20 protein-coding genes are annotated in these 21,476 nt (G+C 67.5%); 7 read left to right on the top strand and 13 right to left on the bottom strand.

All coding sequences use genetic code 11. From position 1 onward, the window contains the following. Positions 1–10: 10 nt before the first annotated feature. The 4 genes from EWM63_RS22565 to EWM63_RS22580 all read left to right on the top strand — a co-directional run bounded on the left by EWM63_RS22565 (position 11) and on the right by EWM63_RS22580 (position 3,674). On the top strand, positions 11–556 hold the full coding sequence (locus EWM63_RS22565; protein ID WP_130188536.1) for a glutathione peroxidase: 546 nt from the start codon (positions 11–13) through the stop codon (positions 554–556). Between the two features lie 91 nt (positions 557–647). Next, positions 648–1,583: a nucleoside recognition domain-containing protein gene (locus tag EWM63_RS22570; RefSeq protein ID WP_130188537.1), complete on the top strand. Its 936-nt coding sequence runs from the start codon at positions 648–650 to the stop codon at positions 1,581–1,583. Positions 1,584–1,755: 172 nt separating this feature from the next. Continuing rightward, complete coding sequence (adh, locus tag EWM63_RS22575; protein WP_130188538.1) at positions 1,756–3,276, top strand: aldehyde dehydrogenase; 1,521 nt, start codon at positions 1,756–1,758, stop codon at positions 3,274–3,276. Between the two features lie 17 nt (positions 3,277–3,293). After that, complete coding sequence (locus EWM63_RS22580; RefSeq protein ID WP_130188539.1) at positions 3,294–3,674, top strand: DUF779 domain-containing protein; 381 nt, start codon at positions 3,294–3,296, stop codon at positions 3,672–3,674. A 44-nt stretch (positions 3,675–3,718) separates the two neighbouring features. Here the strand turns inward: EWM63_RS22580 and EWM63_RS22585 are convergent, their stop codons facing one another. Further along, positions 3,719–4,609, bottom strand: a complete 891-nt coding sequence (locus EWM63_RS22585; RefSeq protein ID WP_130188540.1) for an MBL fold metallo-hydrolase — start codon at positions 4,607–4,609, stop codon at positions 3,719–3,721. A gap of 126 nt (positions 4,610–4,735) precedes the next feature. Between EWM63_RS22585 and EWM63_RS22590 the strand changes: the two genes are divergently transcribed. Next, positions 4,736–5,542, top strand: a complete 807-nt coding sequence (locus tag EWM63_RS22590; RefSeq protein WP_130188541.1) for a class I SAM-dependent methyltransferase — start codon at positions 4,736–4,738, stop codon at positions 5,540–5,542. Here the strand turns inward: EWM63_RS22590 and EWM63_RS22595 are convergent. From EWM63_RS22595 to EWM63_RS22605, 3 genes are all read right to left on the bottom strand, one after another. After that, positions 5,523–6,809 carry a vanadium-dependent haloperoxidase gene (locus EWM63_RS22595; protein WP_130188542.1) on the bottom strand — a complete coding sequence of 429 codons (1,287 nt, stop codon included), beginning with the start codon at positions 6,807–6,809 and terminating at the stop codon, positions 5,523–5,525. The genes EWM63_RS22590 and EWM63_RS22595 overlap by 20 nt on opposite strands. Before the next feature lie 187 nt (positions 6,810–6,996). Then, positions 6,997–8,664 carry a sensor histidine kinase gene (locus EWM63_RS22600; protein ID WP_130188543.1) on the bottom strand — a complete coding sequence of 556 codons (1,668 nt, stop codon included), beginning with the start codon at positions 8,662–8,664 and terminating at the stop codon, positions 6,997–6,999. A 176-nt stretch (positions 8,665–8,840) separates the two neighbouring features. Further along, a complete protein-coding gene (locus tag EWM63_RS22605) occupies positions 8,841–9,554 on the bottom strand; it encodes a DUF4198 domain-containing protein (protein ID WP_130188544.1) in 714 nt (237 codons plus the stop codon). Positions 9,555–9,663: 109 nt separating this feature from the next. Between EWM63_RS22605 and EWM63_RS22610 the strand changes: the two genes are divergently transcribed. Next, positions 9,664–9,921 (top strand): hypothetical protein, encoded by a 258-nt coding sequence (locus tag EWM63_RS22610; protein WP_130188545.1) that lies wholly within the window; start codon positions 9,664–9,666, stop codon positions 9,919–9,921. Here the strand turns inward: EWM63_RS22610 and EWM63_RS22615 are convergent. The 7 genes from EWM63_RS22615 to EWM63_RS22645 all read right to left on the bottom strand — a co-directional run bounded on the left by EWM63_RS22615 (position 9,902) and on the right by EWM63_RS22645 (position 17,534). Then, positions 9,902–11,101, bottom strand: coding sequence for a YeeE/YedE family protein (locus EWM63_RS22615; protein ID WP_371861116.1), 1,200 nt, complete (start codon positions 11,099–11,101; stop codon positions 9,902–9,904). The genes EWM63_RS22610 and EWM63_RS22615 overlap by 20 nt on opposite strands. Positions 11,102–11,221: 120 nt before the next feature. Next, positions 11,222–11,620, bottom strand: coding sequence for a MerC domain-containing protein (locus tag EWM63_RS22620; RefSeq protein ID WP_130188547.1), 399 nt, complete (start codon positions 11,618–11,620; stop codon positions 11,222–11,224). Between the two features lie 23 nt (positions 11,621–11,643). Continuing rightward, the gene (locus tag EWM63_RS22625; protein ID WP_229487442.1) at positions 11,644–13,740 is read right to left on the bottom strand and encodes a TonB-dependent receptor; all 2,097 of its coding nucleotides are present in this window, start codon (positions 13,738–13,740) and stop codon (positions 11,644–11,646) included. 279 nt (positions 13,741–14,019) lie between these two features. After that, the gene (locus EWM63_RS22630; protein ID WP_130188548.1) at positions 14,020–14,862 is read right to left on the bottom strand and encodes an undecaprenyl-diphosphate phosphatase; all 843 of its coding nucleotides are present in this window, start codon (positions 14,860–14,862) and stop codon (positions 14,020–14,022) included. A gap of 20 nt (positions 14,863–14,882) precedes the next feature. Continuing rightward, positions 14,883–15,494, bottom strand: coding sequence for an exopolysaccharide biosynthesis protein (locus EWM63_RS22635; protein ID WP_130188549.1), 612 nt, complete (start codon positions 15,492–15,494; stop codon positions 14,883–14,885). Next, positions 15,491–17,062, bottom strand: a complete 1,572-nt coding sequence (locus tag EWM63_RS22640) for a TerC family protein (RefSeq protein WP_130188550.1) — start codon at positions 17,060–17,062, stop codon at positions 15,491–15,493. Before EWM63_RS22640 ends, EWM63_RS22635 begins: the two co-directional genes overlap by 4 nt. A gap of 106 nt (positions 17,063–17,168) precedes the next feature. Further along, positions 17,169–17,534: a hypothetical protein gene (locus tag EWM63_RS22645; protein WP_130188551.1), complete on the bottom strand. Its 366-nt coding sequence runs from the start codon at positions 17,532–17,534 to the stop codon at positions 17,169–17,171. A 145-nt stretch (positions 17,535–17,679) separates the two neighbouring features. On the opposite strand from EWM63_RS22645, the gene arfB reads away from it, so the two are divergent. Further along, a complete protein-coding gene (gene arfB / locus EWM63_RS22650; RefSeq protein ID WP_130188552.1) occupies positions 17,680–18,075 on the top strand; it encodes an alternative ribosome rescue aminoacyl-tRNA hydrolase ArfB in 396 nt (131 codons plus the stop codon). A gap of 27 nt (positions 18,076–18,102) precedes the next feature. Here the strand turns inward: arfB and EWM63_RS22655 are convergent, their stop codons facing one another. Together EWM63_RS22655 and EWM63_RS22660 are read right to left on the bottom strand one after the other, a co-directional pair. Continuing rightward, a complete protein-coding gene (locus tag EWM63_RS22655; RefSeq protein WP_130188553.1) occupies positions 18,103–19,959 on the bottom strand; it encodes an AI-2E family transporter in 1,857 nt (618 codons plus the stop codon). Positions 19,960–20,283: 324 nt separating this feature from the next. Next, the gene (locus EWM63_RS22660) at positions 20,284–21,462 is read right to left on the bottom strand and encodes an acyltransferase family protein (protein WP_130188554.1); all 1,179 of its coding nucleotides are present in this window, start codon (positions 21,460–21,462) and stop codon (positions 20,284–20,286) included. Between the last annotated feature and the right edge of the window lie 14 nt (positions 21,463–21,476).

Here is a 21,476-nt window from a genome sequence, read left to right on the forward strand (position 1 = left end):
AAGGAATGCCATGGCCGCACTGCACGACATTGCCCTGAAACGCATCGACGGGACCGACGACACACTGGCCGCGCACCGCGGCAAGGTCCTCCTCGTCGTCAACGTCGCCTCGAAGTGCGGGCTCACGCCGCAATACGCCGGCCTCGAAGCGCTGTACCAGGAAAAGCGCGCGCAGGGCCTCGAAGTGCTGGGCTTTCCCGCCAACGACTTCATGGGCCAGGAGCCGGGCAGCGACGAAGACATCAGCGCCTTCTGCTCGCTGAACTACGACGTCAAGTTCCCCCTGTATTCCAAGATTTCCGTGCTGGGCGACACGCAGCATCCGCTGTATGCCGCGCTGGTCGCGGCGCAGCCGGCGGCCACCGGCGACGGCCCGTTCCGCGAAAAGCTCACGCAGTACGGCGTGCACCCGGCCCGCAAGGAAGACGTGTTGTGGAACTTTGAAAAATTCCTCATCGGCCGCAATGGCGACGTCGTCGGCCGTTTCGCGCCGGACGTCACGGCGGACGACCCGAGCCTCGTGGCTGCCATCGACGCCGAACTCGCCAGGCCGTAAGCTAACCGCCACCGCACGCCTGCCGCAGCGATGCGTCGGGTATTGACGTCCCGCGCCGCCGACCCCGCGGCCACGGATCACGGAGCGTTCCATGGAACTGATCGACATCGTCCTGAAGGCGGGCCGCTCGGCCGTCGAGCTGTCGCTGTTCATCCTGCTGCCCATCATGGTCGTCATGCTGGCCCTGATGCGGCTGCTGGAAGCGCGCGGGGTGGTGGACTGGGTGGTGGCGAAACTCGCCCCCGTGCTGAAGCCGGTCGGCCTGACGGGCCTGAGCGTGTTCGCCGCCCTGCAAATCAGCTTTGTGAGTTTTGCCGCGCCGATCGCCACGCTGGCGATGATGGAGCAGCGCGGCGCGTCGGACCGGCACCTGGCCGCGACGCTCGCCATGGTCTTCGCCATGGGCCAGGCCAACGTCATGTTCCCCATGGCCGCGCTGGACTTGCGGCTTGGCTTGGCGCTCGCCGTGTCGGTGGCCGGCGGCCTGCTGGCCGCCGCGGCCACGTATTACGGCTTCGGCCGCGCCCTGTCCACGCGCGAGAAGCCGATGGACGAAACCCTCAAGCATCCGGTCGCCGAAGACGGCAAGGGCATCCTCGATGTCATCAACCGCGCCGGCGCCGAAGCATTCCGCATCGCGGTCGGCGTGATCCCGATGCTGGTGCTGTCGCTGGTGGCGATCACCATCCTGCGCGAGCTCGGGCTGTTCGCCTGGCTGACCGGGCTGCTCGCGCCACTGCTGCAAGCCGCGTCCATCGACCCCAGCCTCGTCCTGCTGACGCTGACGAAGGCGCTTGCCGGCGGCACGGCGGTCTTTGGTTTGCTGGGCGACATGCACCGTGACGGCACCGCCAATGCACTGCTGGTGAACCAGAGCGCGGGCTGGCTGATCCACACGATGGACCTTCCCGGCGTCGCCATCCTCATCTCCGCCGGCAAGCGCGTGGCGAAGGTGTGCCTGCCCGCGGTGCTGGGCGGCTGCGTCGGCATCGCGGCGCGCACCGTGGCCCACGTGCTGCTGGGGTAGCGGCCCTGGCGGCGCCCGGGCAGCCGGTGCGATGCCGCATCGCGGCGCTTTTGTGAAATAATCGCCAGGTGACATCTCGCCGGCACCAGACCGGAAACAGGATGGCATGGCGCTTGCAGACCCTGCATCATGCGCAAGCGTTCCCTTACTCCAACAGAGAAACGAGGACGACATGAATCTTGCCGACATCAGCAAACTGGGCGTGGCCAACCCGTTCCGCGAACGCTACGACAACTACATCGGCGGCCGCTTCACCGCGCCGGTCAAGGGCGAATACTTCGCCAACGTCACCCCGATCACGGGCCAGCCGTTCTGCGAGGTGGCCCGCTCGACGGCCGAGGACATCGAGCTGGCGCTGGACGCCGCCCATGGCGCCCGGGAAGCATGGGGCAAGACATCGCCGGCCGAACGGGCGAATATCCTGAACCGCATTGCCGACCGCATGGAACAGAACCTGGACATGCTGGCCACCGCCGAGACCATCGACAACGGCAAGCCGATCCGCGAAACCAAGGCGGCCGACCTGCCGCTGGCCATCGATCATTTCCGTTATTTCGCCAGCTGCATCCGCACGCAGGAAGGGTCGATCGCCACGATCGACCATGAAACCTACGCCTACCATTTCCATGAGCCGCTGGGCGTGGTGGGCCAGATCATCCCCTGGAACTTCCCGATCCTGATGGCCGTGTGGAAGCTGGCCCCGGCGCTGGCGGCGGGCAACTGCGTGGTGCTGAAACCCGCCGAGCAGACGCCCGCGTCGATCATGGTGCTGGTCGAACTGATCGGCGACCTGCTGCCGGCTGGCGTGCTCAACATCGTCAACGGCTACGGGCTCGAGGCGGGCAAGCCGCTGGCCTCCTCGAAGCGCATTGCCAAGATCGCCTTCACGGGCGAAACGGCTACGGGCCGCCTGATCATGCAATACGCGGCGCAAAACCTGATCCCCGTGACGCTGGAGCTGGGCGGCAAGTCGCCGAACATCTTCTTTGCGGACGTGATGGATGCGGACGACGATTTCTTCGACAAGTGCCTGGAAGGCTTCGCCATGTTCGCGCTGAACCAGGGCGAGGTGTGCACATGCCCGTCGCGCGTGCTCGTGCAGGAATCGATCTACGACAAATTCATCGAGAAGGCGCTGGACCGGGTGGCGCGCATCAAGGCCGGCAACCCGCTCGATGCGAACACGATGATCGGTGCCCAGGCGTCGCAGGAACAGCTGGAAAAGATCCTTTCCTACCTCGATATCGGCCGCCAGGAAGGGGCCGAGGTACTGGCCGGCGGCGAGCGCGCCACGCACGAGGGCGACCTGTCCGGCGGCTTCTACGTGCGGCCCACCGTGTTCAAGGGCGACAACAAGATGCGCATCTTCCAGGAAGAGATCTTCGGCCCGGTGGTCTCGGTGACGACGTTCAAGGATGAAGCGGACGCGCTGCGCATCGCCAACGACACCTTGTACGGCCTGGGCGCCGGCCTGTGGACGCGCGACGGCAGCCGTGCCTTCCGCGTCGGCCGCGCCATCCAGGCCGGCCGCGTGTGGACCAACTGCTACCACCTGTACCCGGCGCACGCCGCGTTCGGCGGCTACAAGCAGTCGGGCATCGGCCGCGAAAACCACAAGATGATGCTCGACCATTACCAGCAGACGAAGAACCTGCTGGTGAGCTACAGCCCGAAGGCGCTGGGCTTCTTCTGATGGCGCACGGCGACGCGATGACGGACCCCGTCCCCCGCGTGACCGCGACCCCCGCCGCGCTGGCCTTCATCGGTGAGCTGCGGCGGCGCCATGGCCCGCTGATGTTTTTCCAGTCCGGCGGTTGCTGCGACGGCAGCGCCCCCATGTGCTATCCGGATGGCGAATTCAACGTGAGCGACACGGATGTCCGCCTCGGCGAGCTCGATGGGGCGCCGTTCTACATGGGCGTCGAGCAGTTCGCCTACTGGGAGCACACGCAACTGATCATCGACGTGGTCGAGGGGAACGGTGGCATGTTCTCGCTCGATAACGGCACGGGCCGGCGGTTCTTGACGCGCTCGCGCCTGTTCACGGACGAGGAGTGCGAACGGCTGCGGGCGGGCGGTTCCGGCCGCTAGTGCCCAGCCGTGGGAAGGCGCGGCCGGCCGTGGCCGGCCGCGCTTCAGAACTTCAGGATTTCGCCGTCGGCCGGAATGCGCACGCGGTCCTGGACGCCGTGCTGTGTCACATGCTCCTGCAATTGCTTGCGGCTCAGCGTCATGTGGTTGATCGCATCCAGATGGGTCGCAACGATGGTGGCGTTTGGCATGCGCTGCCAGGCGTGCAGCACGTCGTCCTTGCCCATGATGATGGAGCCGGTGAAGCCCACCACGCGGGCGTCGCCGGCGTTCAGGACAATCACGTCCGGCTTGAACCTTGCCAGAGCCTGGTCGACGTCACGCTGCCAGATCGTATCGCCCACGACATAGACGGTTTTCATGCCCGGTGCCTGGAAGACGATGCCCATCGCCTCGCCGAGCAAGTCGGCCAGCGGTTTCTTCGAGTACATCTGATCCGTACCATGCTGGCCGCCGACCCTGGTCAGCTGCACGCCTTCGAACACGGCAGTCCCGTCGAGAATGCGGACATTCGTGTAGCCCTGGCCGCGAATGAGCTTGGCATCCGCGTCATGCTGCACGAACAGCGGCATCGCCTTGGGCACGAACTGGTGGTCGCCCCCGTCCCAGTGGTCGAGGTGGGTATGGCTCACGATCACCGCGTCCACCCCTTGCATGATGTCTTTTGCCGGCATCGGCAGTTCGACGAGCGGGTTGCGCAGCTGGCTGTTGAAGGTGCCCGGGAAACCGGGATACTGGCCCTTTTTGGCCAGGAAAGGATCGACGAGGAAAGTCTTTCCGCCATAGCTGATCTTCATCGTGGCGTTGCGAATCTGCTGGACCTGGACGGATTGCGTTGCCGTGGCCGTCCCGGTGTCCGGTGCTGCGTGGGCCATGATACCCGCCGTGCCGAGGGTCACGGCCAACAAGAAGGCCAGGGTGGTCGATCGTTGCATGTGCTGCTCCATGAAGGTGATTGATGGCAGCATTGTGACGGCGGATCGCTGGCGCTCATATTGGCCCGTATGCCAATTAACGATAGTTTCAGGCCAAATCGCTGACTTCTTCACCATGACCACACCATGACATCCACCGACGCGCAATTCGCGGGTCTGCTCCCGCAGCACTACGAACGCCATCTCGTGCCGCTGCTGTTCGAACCCTACGCGCGCGACCTCGTCGCGCGCGCCGTGGACCTGGCGCCGGGGCGGCTGCTGGAAATCGCCGCGGGAACGGGCATCGTGACCCGCCATCTCGTGATGGCGCTGCCATCGGCGCACATCGTCGCCACCGACCTGAATCCGGGCATGCTGGCGCTGGGGCGCGCGGCAATCGACTCACCCCGGCTGGCCTGGCAGGTCGCCGATGCGATGCACTTGCCCTTCGGTGATGCGGGTTTCGACCTGGTGGTGTGCCAGTTCGGCGTGATGTTCTTTCCCGATAAGCCAGCGGCGTTCGCCGAGGCGCGCCGCGTGCTCGCGCCCGGCGGCCGCCTGCTGTTCAACGTGTGGGATGCGCTGGCGGCCAATGCCTTTGCCCGCGAGGTGCAGGCCGCGATGGAAGAACTGTTTCCCGCCGATCCGCCAGGCTTCCTCGCCCGCACGCCGCACGGCTACCATGACCAGGATGCGATCGTGCGCGACCTGGCGGCGGCCGGCTTCACGTCGCCGCCGGACATCGAGACGGTGGCCCTGCAAGGCCGTGCCGCCGATGCGGCGAGCGTGGCGGCGGGCCTGTGCGAGGGCACGCCATTGCGGCTGGAGATCGCGGCGCGGGGCGGCGATCCGGCGGCCGCCACGGCTTTCGCGGCGGCTCGCCTGGCGCGGCGTTTCGGCGATGGCCCGCTTGCCGGCGCCATGCGCGCCCACGTCATTTCGGTTGCGGCATGAACGCGTGGCCCATCGTCCATGCCGCGACCTTCCTGCCCACTTCGGCCCCGGCGGCGGTCGAATAGCGGAAGTGCATGCCGCCGTAAATGCGCGCCATCCTGCTTTCGGCGGCCAGCGCATCGGTGTCCGTGTAGGTACGGGTCGCGTTGGTGACCTTGCTGTCCCAGGTGAACGTGACCTGGTCGGTGCCGTAGTACTGCCGCAGCAATTCGCCCAGCGTGGCGGCGGAGCAGGAATGCGCCGCGGGATACTCGGGATGGTTCGGCGTGGGCAGCAGCGGTGTCCACGCGGGGTCGGCGGCGGTGGCCGGGTTGCCGTCCGTTTCCGCCAGTGGAATGGCGCTCTGCGGCCGCCACGTGTCGTAGTGGTACTTCGCCTCCAGGCACGCGCCGATGGCATCGGCATAGTTCGTGTAGATCGCCGCCATCAGCCGGGCCGCATCGGCCGTATCCGCCGTGGTGCGGGCGAAGCGGCCGAAGTTGCGGGTGAAGTACGGGGGCGGTGCTTCGGAATGGAAGCGCGCCAGTTCCAGCTGACCGGCCGAGCGCCGCGTGCTGTGCGTTCCGCCGAGTTCCTTGACCTCGTTGAAGTCGGCGGCATACTCGGCGCTGTCGAGCGCGGGCGGCGGTGGCGGGCGGAACTGGGCGATGGTCGTCAGCGTGAACGGGCGGATCGTCGGCCAGTGGCGGTTGATCGGGTCCTTGCCCCGGAACCGGCCCGGCGTTTCCCGCGCCGCGTAGCCGGGCAATGACGTCGCCCGGCCGTCAGCCGCGCGGCGTTCCAGGTGCGCCGCCGCCGACGCCTTGCCAAGCGCAATGCCGCGTGCCCTGGCGGCATCGTCGGGAAGCGCCGCCATGAAGCGTTCGTGGGCCTCGCGGTACTGGTCGGCACGACCGGGAAAGAGCGCGCGCAGCACCTCGTAGGCGGCACTGCCCGCGGCCGCGTCGGCGGAGGCGCTCCCGTCGGGCCGCTGCGGCGCATACTGGAACGGCCGGTAGCGCCGGTCAATCGCCATGACGGCGTCGTACATGGCCAGGTGCAGCGTCGCCATGTCGGCCGGGAACGCGGCATATTTTTCCGCCTCCGTCGTTGCCGCCGCGGCCTTCGCGGTGACGGTGGCGGCGCCGATATCGTGCCAGTGCGCGATCGCATTGGTCTTGTCGGCTGCCAGGATGACGCGCTGGCCGCCGGAGGGCTGGGCGTTGGCGGGGAAGGAGGCCGTGATCGCGACGAGGGCGGCGCACAGGCACGGGAGGATGGCATGCATGGTCGTTCCTTTCGATGGCAGGGCGGGGCAATTCGCGCGTGACTTCTCCGCGCAAGATCAATGGCGATAGTGCACCCGTTGCGCCATGCGCGGTGTCATCGGTTGTCGTCGATCTGTATCGAACTGTACGGGCGGATGGTGTGCGATGGCGTGCCGGCCGGATGGCGGCGATTCCCTGCATGAGTTCTCAGGCGGACACCGGAATGCATCGCTTCATTTCGACCGTATCGCGGCGGTGTCCCCGGCGTCCGCGCACCGCCCCGATGGCGGCATCAGCGGCACTATGACGGTGAAGCTGCTGCCCTTGCCGGGGCCCGGGCTGTCCGCCGTGACGCTGCCGCCATGCAGTTCCGTCAGGCGCTTGACCAGCGACAGGCCGATACCAAGGCCGCCTTCGGTCCGGTCGGGCGTCAGCGCGGCCTGGGAGTAGGGGTCGAACACGCGGGCAAGCATGTCGCCGGCGATGCCGATGCCATTGTCGTCCACCGTCACGGAGGCCCAGGCGCCGTGGGTTGCCAGGCGCACGGCGATGGTCCCGCCGGGGGGGCGTGTACTTGGCCGAATTGTTCAGCAGGTTCGACAGGATCTGCACCAGCCGCTTGACGTCGCCGCAGATGTAGACCGGTTCCGGGGGCAGGTCGACCCGGCATGCGTGTTCCTTGCGTGCGATCAGCGGCTGCGCCTGTTCCAGCGCGCCGGCGACCGGCGTTCGCAGGTCGAGCATGTGCCGGTCGAGTGCGATGCGGCCGCTGCTCAGGCGCTCGATGTCGAGCAGGTCGTTGACGATGTCGACCAGATTGCCCGCCTGCGCCGCGACGATGCCGCCGATCCGCTGCCGGTCTTCCATCGTTTGACCGCCTCCGTGGCGCAGCACCTCGGCTGCGGCGGTGATGGGGGCGAGGGGATTGCGCAACTCGTGGGCGAGGGTCGCCAGGAAGATGTCCTTCCTGTCCTGCTCGGCGCGCAGGTCGCGCAGGGCGCCCTGCAATTCGCGCTCGGCGTTGAAGCGGGCCACGTCGGCGGACGAGAGCCGCAGCGCGAAGCGCCACATGATCAGCAGGAACAGCACGATCATCGTCCACACGAACAATGGCAGAGTCGTTTCCGTGTCATGCAAGCCATGGTCCGCAGCGATCACCGCGATCGTTCCCGCCGCGACGGGAACCACGAAGGCGGAAACGAGCAGGCGGCGCGAGATGGCGGCGCCCGGCAGGTTGCCCGTCACAGCCGCCATCAGGCCCCGGCGCGGATGGGCGAACAGGATGCCCAGCGCGAGCAGGATCGCCTGGGCCGTGGTCGGGATCGATGTGCCGCGGCCCGGCAGAAGCTGGAACAGCACGGTGTCACGGAACAGGTAGCCGCCGAGGTTCAGCACCGCCAGCATGCAGACCGCCAGGGCAATGCCCTGTGCCACCATGAGCCGTGTGCGCGTGGCCGACAGCAGCAGTGCGCTGCCCAGCAAGAAGAACATGAAGGCGGTCACCGGCGAAGGCAGGCTGGCGGGGAATTCATGGCCGCTTTGCGCGAGCCTGAACGGCCCGGGCGCGGCCCCGGCCACGTAGCAGATGCCGATCGCGACGCAAAGCGCGATCACGAGCGCTGGAAAGAAACGCGCCAGGCCAGTCCGCTTCGGCCAGCGCCAGTGCACCCACAATCCCGCGGCGGCCAGCAGCGCCAGTATCGTGGTGGCGGGCACCATCGCTGGCAGGCCCGATGCGATCGAAACAAGAATCCGCGCGCCGCTGATCCAGCCCGCCAGGTTCGCCAGGCCGATCAATGCGCAGAGCACCACCACGACGGGCGGCACGATCACGCGCGGCACGCCGGTCGCCCGCTCATCCTTGCGCTCATCCATGCTTTACCCGTGGCGCGGCGCATTGCCGGCCACGTGCTCCCCGATCAGCGTTCGTCATGCCAATGCCATGCCCTGCCAGGTCGAAACCGTCATGTTAGCGACGGCTGCCGGCACGTACTGTTCGCACGGCTACATAGGGAACGAAAAGGCGGGCACCCGCCCGGCGTTAAAGCCGATCAGTGCGCCGCTTCCGGCGCCATCACGGGCCCGGCCGGCAACGCGGCGATACCTTTCGGCTGGTTCACCGTCAGCGACGTGACATAGCTGGCCGACGCATACGCCTTGCCGGCACGCTCGCCGCCAGCCTTGTCCGTGTGCTTCGTCTCCAGCACATAGGTGCCGCGCCACGGCAGGTCGAACTGCACCGCACCCTGGGCATCGGTCGTTGCTTCCTTTGCCCAGCCGCTCGGCACGGTGGCGTTCACGGCCACCTTCGGCAGCGGCTGGCCCTTGTAGAACACCTTGAACTGGCCAGCTTTGCCGGTGGGAACGATATCCAGCGCCAGCTTGGGCTGCTGGGCCGCGAAGCTGGTCACCAGCCGGGCGGCGGGGATCCACACGTGCGTGCTGACAGTGCCATCCTTGGTGGTTTCCCACGACGGGTAATTGGCTTCCTCGGCCACGATCGATTCGCCGGCGGCCGGGGTGCCGGACAGCACGAAGCCCCTGGCGGTCTTCTCGGCGGCCAGTGCGCGCTCGCCCGAGGCGCCGATCAGCGTGGCGGTCGGGGCCACGAACTTGTCCAGCAGGCCGGGCGTGGTTTCCCGCTGGTTCAGGGCGAATTCGCCGAACTGCAGCTTGACGATCTTGCCATCCTGCTCGAGCCAGACATGGTGGGCCTGGGCGGCCGGAGCGGCCAGGATGGCGAGGGAAAGCAGCAGTTTGTTCATGGGTGAGGTTTGGCGGTTGATGATGAGCATTGCATTGTAATGCGAATCATTCGCATCCGCAAACCAGGGAGCTTGTGTTTGCCGGCATAGGGGATGCCGTTGCCGGAAAATGTTTGCTGTGCAGGCAAAAACCGGGGTCAGTCCCCTCGTGACGCCAGCGGTGAACGACACTGCCGACACTTACCGGGGACAGACCCCTGCGACGCTGACGATGTTTGGTGTCGGACATTTTTTCCGGGAGCTTCATCCGGAAAATGTGTCGGACACCGGTTCTCCGCAGGAAATCGGCAACATCACGCATTGGTGTCTGTCACCGATTTTGATCTGCAGGCAAAACGGCGATCGGGTCAGCAAGCGGTTGGCTTGACCCGTTCCACTTCGAGGCCGAACAGCGGGCGGAGCCGTGTGCCGACGACATTGCCCAGGAAGGCCACCACGAGCCACAGCCAGCCATGCAGGCTGCCGGAAACGATGCCGCTGAAATACGCGCCGATATTGCAGCCATAGGCCAGCCGCGCGCCGTAGCCGAGCAGCAGGCCGCCGACGATCGCCGCGACCAGCGAGCGCAGGGGGATGCGCCACACTGGCGCGTAGCGGCCGGCCAGCGCGGCGGCCAGCATCGCGCCGAGCACGATGCCGATGTCCATCACCGACGTCACGTCCCGCCACACGGGCGCGGCCAGCGCGGCGGCGTTCTTGCCGGTGGACCAGTAGGTCCAGCTGCCGACGTCCACGCCGAGTAGCGCGGCGCCCTTGGCGCCCCACAACGCGAAGGCGGACGTCACGCCCCACGGCCGGCCGGACAGCGCCAGCGTGGCGAAATTGAGCAGCACCAGCGCGACGGCTCCTGCGACCAGCGGCCAGGGGCCGTGCAGCCACGGCGATGTGTGCGCCGGTTGCGTGTGCGACGCAACGAGCTTGCCGTGGCGGCGCTTTTCAACGACGACCGTGATGGCCGCGATCAGCGCGAAGACGAGCCAGTTCAATGCCAGCGCCGGCGCCAGGCCCAGCGCCTTGACGGCGGAAATCGGTTCGAGCTGGGGCATCGACGTCCAGAACGGCATGTGCGCCGTGCCGATCAGCGAGCCGGCGATGAAGGCGACGAGCGTGACGATCATTCGCGTGCTGCCGCCGCCCACCGTGTACAGCGTGCCGGACGCGCAGCCGCCGCCCAGCTGCATCCCGATGCCGAAAATGAAAGCGCCCACGATCACGGACGTACCGGCCGGTGACACGAGGCCGGTCACGGGATTGCCGAACAGGGACCCTGCCGCGAGGGCGGGGAAGAATAGCGCCACGCCGATGGCGAGCATCAGCATCTGCGCGCGCAGGCCGGCGCCGCGGCCATCGGCGATGAACACGCGCCAGGCGGACGTGAAACCGAATGCCGCGTGGTACAGCGACACGCCGAGCAGCGCGCCGACCACGTACAGCGCGGCCTGGTTCGGACCCACCGCCTGGGCGAGGAACCAGGCGCCGAGCACGATCAGGAAGAGGGCAGCGCCAAGCGGTTTCGGATTGATGGCCGCGCGGCGGGAAAGGGGCATGGAAGCTGAATGGGTCATGGTAAAGCCATTGGGAAATCACATAACCCGTTATTTTCGCTGCTTTTTTTGTTTCGTGCAGCCCACCGCCGGAAGATGGAAATACCGGCAATGGCCGGAATGTCACTTCGAGAAGATGCGCACGTCCACGCAGCGGCGGCAGCAGATCCGGTTGCGCACGTGGGCACCGAACAGCAGCAGGGCGCCGGCGACGCTCACCGCCGCCTCCGCGCCGTGGCCATAGCGGGGTTCGACGACGAACATGGCAATGGCCAGGCAGGCCAGGCCCGCGCCGCCGAGCAGCGGCACGGCCAGGCGCCGGTGCGCCCGGTAGCCCGGCCCCAGCGACAGGACCGCCGCCCCCAGCGCGACCGCGAGCAGCACTTCGTGCGCGTGTTCGTCGCTGGCCCAGCTCATGGCGGGCAGCACGGCCAGCAGCACCGGCATGGCCAGGCAGTGGATCATGCAGAGGGTGGAGGCGAACAGGCCCGCGGCATCGGCCGCGCCGGTCAGTTTGTTCATGGCATTCCTTTCGTTGTCACGGGTCAGAAGAAGTAGCGCAGCGAGCCCTCGGCCTGCAGGCGCGGCACCGTCGACACCAGCAGGCCCGCGGCCGTGCCGTAGGCGATGTCGCTGGCGAACCTGTGCGGCTGCGCCACCAGCGACAGCGAAGCCTGCACTTTTCCGACGTCATAGCCGGACTTCAGCGTGTAGCGCACGTAGGTCGGCATGTCGCGCCGCATGGAGGGCGTGCCGGTGTAGTAGGGGTTCCCGGCCGTGACATACACGTCGCCATTCACCGTGAGCCTGCCGGGGCCGAGTGCACCGCGGTACTGCGCGCCGGCCTTCCACGTGTGTGCGGGCACGGACAGCAGCGCGCCCGCGCCCGGTGCGGGGTTGTCGATGCGGGCGCGCAGGATGCGACCGTAGCTGAGGTAGGCGCCGAGCGCGCGGCCCGGCTGCCAGTTCACGTCGAATTCGTAGCCACGGCGCGTGGTCCGGCCGGCGGGCAGGAACACGTCCGGCGCGGTGTTGACAATCTCGTCGTCATTGCCGATGTCATACACGGCGGCGCCCACGTTCCAGCCGGCGGCCGGGCGGGCGCGGATGCCCAGGTCACGCGAGCGTACCTTGCTCGGGTCGATGTCCGCATTGATCCGGCCGCCCGGCGCGCCCAGCGGGCCAAGGCTGCCGCTGGCGCTGATCTGTTCCGCGGCCGGCGAGCGGAAGCCCTGCGCCACGTTGGCGAACACGTCGAGTCCGGGCAGCGCGCTCCACGTCGCGCCGTACTTCGGCGTGAAGGCTCCGCCGCGGTAAGCAGTCGACGCGGCCGGCAGCTTGCGGTTGACCACGTCGTAGTCGAAACGGTCGTAGCGGGCGCCCGCGTGCAGTTTCAGCGCCGGCATCATGCGGTACTGGACCTGCGCGAACGCGCCATAGGTCAGCAGGTCGAGCTCCTGGTTGTTGACGTAGTTCGCGGTGGGCTGGCGGTCCCGGTACTGGCGGCGCAGCGCGTCGCCTTTGTCGCTGCGGGTCTCGGCGCCGACCGTCAGCACGGCCTTGTCGCCGAAGGTCCACGTGTTGCCCGCGCGGCCGCCATGGATCGTGCGGTCGTCGTAGCCGAAGGTGTGGAGCGTGGCGCTGTTGGCGATGGCGCGCCCCCGCCTGAAATCCTCGGCATACACGGTGGCGAACCAGCCGCCCGCGCCCGTCGGCTGGCGGTTGAAGACGAGCGTGCCGCGGTGGGCGTCGCCAAAGCCGGGCAGGCCGAACTGCGTGGCATGCGGGTCGAGTCCTGCTTCCAGCGCCGGCAACGACAGGTAGCCGGCGCCGGCGTAGTCCGACCGGTAATAGCTGGCGCGCACGCTGTAGATGCCGTCGCCGATCGTCGTCGACAGCTTCCAGAACAGGTTCGTGCGGTCGTTGCTCGCGCCGTGGCGGAACCCGTCGCTGCGATAGCGGTCCGCGACCAGCAGCGAGCGCACGGCGCCATGGTCGCTGGACAGCGTCAGCGAAGCGCGCCTGCCGCCGTAGCCGGCCAGCGTGATCGCCGCACTCGACGGCGTGGCGGCGCCGCCTTCGCGCGTGGCGATGGCGATGGCGCCGGCGCGGTTCTGGTCGCCGAACAGCGCGGAGACTGGGCCCTTGATCACGTCGATGGTGTCGATCATGTCGGCCGTCATCCATTCCAGGAAAGCCGGGCCGTGGCCGGCACCGCCCTGGCTGGACGGAATGTTCTGCGGCACACCGTCGATGGTGATCGCGGTGTCGGCGCCGTGCGTGCCCTGCGTGGCGAAGCCGCGCATGCGAAAGCCGTTGCCCGTGTCGCCCTGGTCGATATTGTTGGCCACCACGCCGGGGATGCGCTGGAACACGTTCGAGATGTCGCGGCCGATGGCCAGCGTGGCGATGTCGTCGGCCGTGATCGTGTCGACTGTGGCGGGCAGCGCGCTGGCTGCGACTGAAGGTTCCATGCGGCTTTCGCCTTCCTTGCTGCCGCGGATTTCCACGACCTGGGGCACGTCCAGTGGCTCCTCCGCTGCGCATGCGATGCCGTGGAAGGCGCAGGCGATGAACACGGCGCGTGGCAGGGCGTGGGTGGGCAGGCGGGTGGAGATGGCGCGGCGCGGCAGGGGAAGCAAGATGGGACTCCGGAGGGTGGCAGGCCTGTACTATACGATAATGAGAATGCATTATCAAGTTAACGAAAAGGGTGTCCACCAATGCAAACGGCGACCCGGAGGCCGCCGTTTTGTTCGTTCATCGTCTGGGTATGACTCGACGCTGGCCAAAACCGGGGTCAGTCCCCTTGATCAGGGGCAGCGACGCCGATCGTGCCACCGACTGGCGGGGACAGACCCCTGTAGTTCGGCCGCCGTTTGCAACATCATGCAAACGGCGGCCAGAGGAGAATATGCCGGTCAGATCGGTGCGAGGCGGCCCGTGCCCAGCAATGCCAGCAGCACGATGCCGAGCACGATGCGGTAGATCACGAACGGCATGAAGCCGCGGCTGCTGACGATCTTCAGGAAGCCGACGATCACGCCGTAGCCCACGAAGAATGCCACCACGGTCGCCAGCGCCGTCGGGCCGGGTGCCACCGGGCCGGCCACGCCCCACGTCTTGACCAGCTGGTAGCCGCCGGAGGCCATCACGGCCGGAATCGCCAGCAGGAAGGAGTAGCGCGCCGCCGCCTCGCGGGTATAGCCCATCAGCAGGCCGGCCGTGATCGTGCCGCCGGAGCGGGACACGCCGGGGATCAGCGCCATCGCCTGCGCGAAGCCGAACAGGATGCCATCGCGCCACGTCATGTCGCCAAGAGTCAGTCGCTGCTTGCCGATGCGGTCGGCAACGCCCAGCAGCACGCCGAATGCGATCAGCATCGTCGCCGTCAGGTACAGGTTGCGCAGGTAGGTTTCGATGGCATCCCGCAGCAGCAGGCCCAGGAATCCGATGGGGATCGAGCCGATGATGATCAGCCACCCCAGGCGCACGTCGGGATCCTTGCGGACGGTGGGGTCGGTGAGGCTGCGCAGCCAGGCGAGGGCGATGCGGGCGATGTCCTTGCGGAAGTAGAGCAGCACGGCGAGTTCGGTGCCGATCTGCGCGATGGCGGTGAAGGCGGCGCCCGGATCCGTGCCGGAAGGCAGGAACGGGCCGATGATGCGCAGGTGGGCGCTGGAGGAAATCGGGAGGAATTCGGTCAAGCCCTGTATGAGTCCCAGAAATGCGGCTTCGAGCCATCCGATCGATGTTGCGGTCATGCGATGTTCATCCTGTCATGTCAAAAGTTCATCATGATAAACAACATTGCCTTGATTGCAGCAAAAATAACACCGGAAACGAGCACGGCCGATACCGCGGCGGTCACAAGACCGGCCACGATCCACAATCCGTCGCGCTCCAGGATGCCCAGCGCCAGCATGCTGATGGCTGCCGCGGGCAGCATGTTGCCTAACGGAATCGGCAGCAGCACCACGATCGCCAGCAGCAGGCAGACCAGGCCGACGAGGTATTCCATCGGCGGCAGCGCCCAGGCGCTGCCGCGCGGGCGCAGCATGCGTTCGGCCCGCTGCAGCCACGGAATGATGCGGCCGATCAGCGCCTGGAAATCGGTGCGCGCCATCGACCGCGTGGCGATGAATGCGGGCAGCCAGGGCTTGCGGGCGAACGCCAGCTGGGCTGCCAGGATCACCAGCGGCGCACCCAGGATCGCCGACGTGCCGGGCAGCGTCGGCAGCACGTTGGGGCAGGCGAACACGAACAGCAGGGCGGCCAGCGCCCGGTCGGCCAATGCCGTCAGCAGGTCGCCGATCGAGACGCGTTCGCGCGCGACGTCGTCGGCGAGCTGGCGCAGGATCTCGGACAGGGCCGGACCACCGGAATGCTTCGTCATGCGAAGGCCTCCCCGGTGTCGGCGGTGGCGATCCTGCGGATCGACACCTTGACGATGCGCCGTTCCTCCGCTGCCAGGATCTCGTAGCGCAGGCCGTCGATCTCGAGCGCCTGGCCTGTTTCAGGGAAGCCCTCGAATCGGGCCAGCAGGAAGCCGGCCAGCGACGCATAGTCGTCGTCCTCGCTGACGAGCGCCGAGGTCTCCAGCACCTGTTCGAGCAGGTGCAGGTCCGCGGCACCATCGACTTCCCATTCGCCCGGCGCCTTCGCCCGGATGGCCAGCTCCTCGTCCTCGTCGGGGAATTCGCCGGCGATCGCTTCCAGGATGTCGACCGGCGTCAGCAGACCCTGCACCACGCCATATTCGTCCGTCACCAGCACCACCTGGCCGTGCGCGCGTTTCAGCGTTTCCATCGCCTTCAGCACGCCGGCCGTGTCGGGCAGCACGATCGGCGCGCGCATCTTGCCGGCGGCCGTTTCGTCGATCCGCCCGCGCAGCAGCAGGTCGCCGATCAGGTCCTTCGTGCGGGCGATCCCCGCCACCTCGTCGAGCTGGCCGCGGCTCACCGGCAGCCGGCTGTGCGGTGTCTGCTGCAACTGGCGCAGGATCGTGGCGGCATCGTCGTCGAGGTTCACCCACGACATCTCCGAGCGCGGCGTCATGATCGAACGCACCGAGCGGTCGCCCAATGTCAGCACGCCGCTGACCATGTTGCGCTCCTCGACCGCGAAGGCTTCGCGTTCCGCGGCGGGCTTGTCGCCCTGGTCGGCCGAGGCGGCGTCCGCGCGCTTGCGGCCGCCCATCAGGCGCAACACCGTGTCGGCGGTGCGGTCGCGGAACGGCAGGCGCGCCTCGTTCTTCAGGAAGTTACGGCGCGCGAACTGGTTCAGCGTTTCGATCACGATCGAGAAGCCGATGGCCGCGTACAGGTAGCCCTTCGGAATATGGAAGCCCAGGCCTTCGGCCATGAGGGACAGGCCGATCATCAGCAGGAACGACAGGCACAGCACCACCACGGTCGGATGCGCGTTCACGAAACGCGTCAGCGGCTTCGAGGCCAGGATCATCACGCCGATCGAGATGACCACGGCCGCCATCATCACGGCCAGGTTGTCGACCATGCCGACGGCCGTGATCACCGCGTCGAGCGAGAACACGGCATCGAGCACCACGATCTGCGCCACCACGGCGCCGAACCCGGCATACACCTTCGAGCCGGTCTGGACGTGCGTGATGCCTTCGAGCCGTTCATGCAGCTCGATCGTGGCCTTGAACAGCAGGAAGACGCCGCCGGCCAGCAGGATCAGGTCGCGCCCGGAAAAGTCCTGCGGGCCGACCGAGAACAGCGGCGTGGTCAAGGTGACGAGCCAGGACACGATCGTCAGCAGGCCAAGGCGCATCAGCATCGCCAGCGACAGGCCGATGAGCCGCGCCTTGTCGCGCTGGTGGGGCGGCAGCTTGTCGGCCAGGATGGCGATGAAAATCAGGTTGTCGATGCCCAGGACGATCTCCAGGACGACAAGCGTCAGCAAGCCCGCCCAGATCGCCGGGTCGAAAAGCCATTCCATTTGATAAAACCTCGTGTAGACAACATTGTTGAAGGCGCGCGGTCGCAACGGGCGACGGCGTGGCCGGAATCGGAAAAGTACAGCCGCGCGCATGGCGCAGCCACGCTCATGCGCTGGGCGGCGGTTTTATCGGGGGCAGGGGATCGAGTCCGCGTCGGGGTGGCAGGGGCAGGGTGGCCGCCCGCTCGAGCGGGAAGGCCGCAGGCTGGCGCACGGCGCCATGCACGGTATCGTGGAAATCCATGCCCGCGGGCGGTTCGTCCGGATCGATGTCGAAGACGATGTCATCGACGGCCAGGTCGGGCAATGCGGCAAGCGCATCGGGCGACGCGGCAACGCCAGGGTGCGCCGACGGGAACGAAGTCGACGGGAACGAAGTCGACGGGAACGTCATCGACGACACCGACATCGACAGCGCGAGGACATTCAGGGGGAACAGCAGGGCAAGGAAGATGACGAATAATCGTCTCATAAACATAACGTTACACGGAACGCGGCAAGTGTACCACGCATTCATCGGCCGGTTCGCCCGCACGGCTTCGGGTACGATAGCGCCGGGGCGCGCAACCGGCACGCCCTACCGGTCCAGAATCGTTACGCGTTTTTCAAGAGGCAGCATGGCAGTCATCCAACCCAGCGAAGTCGAGTTCACCGCCATCCGCGCCCAGGGGCCGGGCGGGCAGAACGTCAACAAGGTCTCGTGCGCCGTGCATGCGCGCTTCGACATCGCCGCGTCGTCGCTGCCGGAACGGGTGAAGGAGCGCCTGCTGGCGCTGCGCGATACGCGCATCACGCAGGAGGGCGTGCTGGTCATCAAGGCGCAGGCGTCGCGCAGCCTGGAACAGAACAAGGAAGACGCGCTGCGCCGCCTGCAGGAACTGGTGGACGCGGCCGCGCACGTTCCCGTGGTGCGCCGCGCCACGAAGCCGACGCGCGGCTCGCAGCTGCGGCGCGTCGATGCCAAGGTGCGCAGCGGTAAGATCAAGGCCCTGCGGGGCAAGGTCACCGACTGACCATCAGGAAAAGTCGGTGACCGGCGGTCAGCCCGCGTCGGCCTTGGTGGCCTTGGTGGCCTTGGGCGCCTTCACGGGCGCCACGAACGCCAGTGCTTCCTCGAACGATTGCAGCACCATGTCCACCCGTTCGGCCACCTGCGTGGCATCGGCCGCCACGCCATCCTCGCGCGGGCGGATCGTCACCAGCGGCACGTCGGGCAGGTTTTCGCGCAGCGCGGCGACGGCCTCGCTCCATTCCGTGAACGGCGTATCGACCGGATAGACGACGAACACCGTCGACACCAGGTGCTCGGCATCCGGCCGCGTTTCGTCGTCGTCGTCGTCCAGCATGATGCTGCGCGCGTCGATGCCCCCTTCGCGCAGCGCCAGTACCAGCAGCTCGGTGCGGAACTCCTCGCGGATGTTGGAGAAGCCCACGCTCAGCACGATCGAGCGCGCCGGTACGTCGAGCGAACCCTGCCACCGCCCCAGCCGTTCCTCGCGCAGGTGCCGCAAATGCGCGCCCACACTCTCGTTGAGCATCGACACGTTCAGGCGGCGCGCCCGTCCGGACGCCTTGCCGGCGCCCAGCGTGTCCGCCACCAGCGCGATGGTGGCGCGCAGGCGCTGTTCCTGCGCATTGTCCGTGTGCCCGCTGCGCAGGTCGCCGATGGCCATCGCCAGCCCGGGCAGCATGACCTGGTCGCAGTAGCGGGCCAGCGTGGACTTGCGCAGGAAAATGCGGGCATCGCCAATGATCGCGGCGGCGTCGCCGGACAGCGCGCGCAGGTAGAAACGCTGCGCCGCGCTGGCGTTCGGCATTTCGGCCAGCAGGATCGTGACCGGTTCGAGCACCTTGATGTAACGCCCGGCCACGACAAGGCACAGCGTCAGCGGCGTGGCCAGCAGCAGGCCCACCGGTCCCCACACGGCGCTCCAGAACAGCGCCGACACGATCACGGCCAGCGGCGACATGCCCGAGCTGTGGCCATACACGCGTGGCTCGATCACATAGGCCAGCACCACTTCCAGTGCGACGAACAGGCCGAGAGCCACGAGGGCGAGCGTCCAGCCCGGATCGACGGCCGCGGCGAACAGCGCGATCGCGCCGCCGGCGATCAGCGCGCCGATGTAGGGCACGAAGCGCAGCACGGCGCACAGCGCGGCCCACAGCACGGCATGGGGGATGCCCAGCAGCCAGAGGATCGCGCCGATGACGGCGCCGAACACGATGTTGACGACGAACTGGGAAAAGAAGAAGCTGGATACGCCCTGCGCCGCGTCCTCCAGGCCCTTCAACGTGCGACTCACTTCGCGATTCCCGGCCAGGCGAACGAGCCGGTCGCGCAGGTTTTCCTGGTCGAGCAGGACAAACACCAGCAGCACCAGCACGAGGCCCACCGCGCCGAGCGGCCCGGAAACCACGCCGATGGCCCGCGTCAGCGAATCCTGCGTGGACGTGGGCTCGCGGATCACCACCGGCACCGGCTGCGTGGTGCCGCGGCGCGCGCGCAGCGAGTTGTTGGACTGCGCCGTGCCGGGCACGCCTTCCAGCAGCTCCGTCGGCAGCCGCGCCAGAGGCCGTTCGGTGAGCACCTGCACTTCCTTCAGCTTGGCGCGGATTTCTGCCCGGTATTGCGGCAGGTCGGTCGTCAGCGCGAACAGCTGGGCCACCAGCACCACGCCCGCCCCGACCAGCGCCGAGATCGACAGGCCCAGCGTGACGAACGTGGCCGTGGTGCGCGGCACACCCAGCGCGACGATGGCGCGGATCAGCGGCGCCAGCGCCAGGCTGAGCACCAGGGCCAGCGTGATCGGTTGCAGCACTTCGCGGCCGAAGTGCAGCAGCGCGATCCCGCAGAGGATCGTCAACAGGAAATTGGAAGAGCGTTTCGGGAGCATGTGGAGCGGGGTCGGGAACGGGCTTTACACATCCGGCCGCGGGCGGTGCGGCCAAACGGACGAGTTGGACATTGCGGGATGATAGTGCACTTTCTCGCTGCCGGGCGCGTTTGCCCGCATCGACACGGCGGCGGGCGCCATTCTGTGCCCACGCGCCCGCCCGCCGGGCTTGCAAAACATGCAAGCAGGCTGCATTGATGACGACGGCCGACGGTGTGCGACGGGCTTTTGCATGCCAACCCAGCTTGGCCGCAAGCCGGGTGCTTCTCATACTTCCACTGCGCACTATCTGGTGCATGGCTGGCTGACCTAGACGGAAAAGCGCTATCGGCCCGCACGCGTGTCAGCCGCACGCACCTCCTGCGTGGGCGGAAACGAACGTGTGGCTAACCGCGCGCGCAAGCGCAAGCCAGGCCGTTCCACACCGAGGTACAGCACGCCGGCCACGAGGAGCGATGCCGCGCCGAACACCGCCAGGGCGAGCGCCGGTGGCCACGCGTCCAGCCCGGGGAGCAGGCCGCCGAGCCAGGCATACACGGCCTTGTGGGTCAGGTAAAGGCTGAACGCCAGCGTGGCCAGCAGGCCGCTGCCCGGCACCCGCATGGTGCCGAACCACGTTCGCTTGCCGGTTACGCCTCCGAGCAGGCACGCGCAGCCCAGCGCGACCAAAGGAAACAGGAATGGGGCGCCGAAGGCACCGGCGGGTTCGATAAGCGTGCAGGCCGCCAGGAGGACGGCGCCCGCCGCCAGCAGCAGCGGGGCCTGCGCCTGCAGGCGGTGCCACCATTCCGGACGGAAGGCGCGGACGGCGGCCAGCATCACGCCGGCCAGCAGGCCATCCAGGCGCGCATGCGTGGACATGTAGATCAACGTGATGTAGTTGCACATTGCCGTGGCGGCGTCGCCAGCCGCGAGCGGCGGTGCCACGCTGGCATGCCAGGACCACGCGCGCAGCACCATGCCGGCGACGATGATCCCGATCGCCGCGATGGCCAGCGCGCGCGGACGCCCCGCCAACAGCCATGCGCAAGCCGGCAGCAGCAGGTAGAAGTGTTCCTCCACGCACAGCGACCACGCATGCGAAAAGGCGGTCCCGCGCTCCCAGTCGGGTGCGAGGTTGACCGTAAAGGTGAGGAATTTCCACGGCGCCTGCAGGCCGCCGGCTTCGCGCCATTCCGGCAGCAGCACATATAACGCCAGCACCGCGTAGTAGGCCGGCAGGATCCGCAATGCCCGGTCGAGCAGGTACTTTCCCCAGCGCGGCATCTTTCCCTGCGCGAGTTCATGCAGGATCTTCCAGCCGATCAGGTAGCCGCTGAGCACGAAGAACAGGTCGACCCCCATCCAGCCATGTTCGACGAGCGCCGGCAGCGCGATGCCGTGGCTGCTGGCGTGGTACAGCATCACCGCGCCGATGGCGGCCGCGCGCAGCAGGTCGATGCCGGGTTCGCGCGGGTCGTGACGATGCCGGTACGGCAGGCTGTAAGGCACGGCTGATGGCATGGTTGATGACGGGT

The organism is Pseudoduganella lutea (assembly GCF_004209755.1).
GTDB classification, from domain to species: Bacteria; Pseudomonadota; Gammaproteobacteria; order Burkholderiales; family Burkholderiaceae_D; genus Rugamonas; species Rugamonas lutea.

Bases quoted from the DNA above. Each gene is read 5' to 3' on its own strand.
- EWM63_RS22565 (WP_130188536.1), top strand. From the start codon at position 11: ATGGCCGCACTGCACGACATTGCCCTGAAACGCATCGACGGGACCGAC.
- EWM63_RS22570 (WP_130188537.1), top strand. From the start codon at position 648: ATGGAACTGATCGACATCGTCCTGAAGGCGGGCCGCTCGGCCGTCGAG.
- adh (WP_130188538.1), top strand. From the start codon at position 1,756: ATGAATCTTGCCGACATCAGCAAACTGGGCGTGGCCAACCCGTTCCGC.
- EWM63_RS22580 (WP_130188539.1), top strand. From the start codon at position 3,294: ATGACGGACCCCGTCCCCCGCGTGACCGCGACCCCCGCCGCGCTGGCC.
- EWM63_RS22585 (WP_130188540.1), bottom strand. From the start codon at position 4,609: ATGCAACGATCGACCACCCTGGCCTTCTTGTTGGCCGTGACCCTCGGC.
- EWM63_RS22590 (WP_130188541.1), top strand. From the start codon at position 4,736: ATGACATCCACCGACGCGCAATTCGCGGGTCTGCTCCCGCAGCACTAC.
- EWM63_RS22595 (WP_130188542.1), bottom strand. From the start codon at position 6,809: ATGCATGCCATCCTCCCGTGCCTGTGCGCCGCCCTCGTCGCGATCACG.
- EWM63_RS22600 (WP_130188543.1), bottom strand. From the start codon at position 8,664: ATGGATGAGCGCAAGGATGAGCGGGCGACCGGCGTGCCGCGCGTGATC.
- EWM63_RS22605 (WP_130188544.1), bottom strand. From the start codon at position 9,554: ATGAACAAACTGCTGCTTTCCCTCGCCATCCTGGCCGCTCCGGCCGCC.
- EWM63_RS22610 (WP_130188545.1), top strand. From the start codon at position 9,664: ATGTTTGCTGTGCAGGCAAAAACCGGGGTCAGTCCCCTCGTGACGCCA.
- EWM63_RS22615 (WP_371861116.1), bottom strand. From the start codon at position 11,101: ATGCCCCTTTCCCGCCGCGCGGCCATCAATCCGAAACCGCTTGGCGCT.
- EWM63_RS22620 (WP_130188547.1), bottom strand. From the start codon at position 11,620: ATGAACAAACTGACCGGCGCGGCCGATGCCGCGGGCCTGTTCGCCTCC.
- EWM63_RS22630 (WP_130188548.1), bottom strand. From the start codon at position 14,862: ATGACCGCAACATCGATCGGATGGCTCGAAGCCGCATTTCTGGGACTC.
- EWM63_RS22635 (WP_130188549.1), bottom strand. From the start codon at position 15,494: ATGACGAAGCATTCCGGTGGTCCGGCCCTGTCCGAGATCCTGCGCCAG.
- EWM63_RS22640 (WP_130188550.1), bottom strand. From the start codon at position 17,062: ATGGAATGGCTTTTCGACCCGGCGATCTGGGCGGGCTTGCTGACGCTT.
- EWM63_RS22645 (WP_130188551.1), bottom strand. From the start codon at position 17,534: ATGAGACGATTATTCGTCATCTTCCTTGCCCTGCTGTTCCCCCTGAAT.
- arfB (WP_130188552.1), top strand. From the start codon at position 17,680: ATGGCAGTCATCCAACCCAGCGAAGTCGAGTTCACCGCCATCCGCGCC.
- EWM63_RS22655 (WP_130188553.1), bottom strand. From the start codon at position 19,959: ATGCTCCCGAAACGCTCTTCCAATTTCCTGTTGACGATCCTCTGCGGG.
- EWM63_RS22660 (WP_130188554.1), bottom strand. From the start codon at position 21,462: ATGCCATCAGCCGTGCCTTACAGCCTGCCGTACCGGCATCGTCACGAC.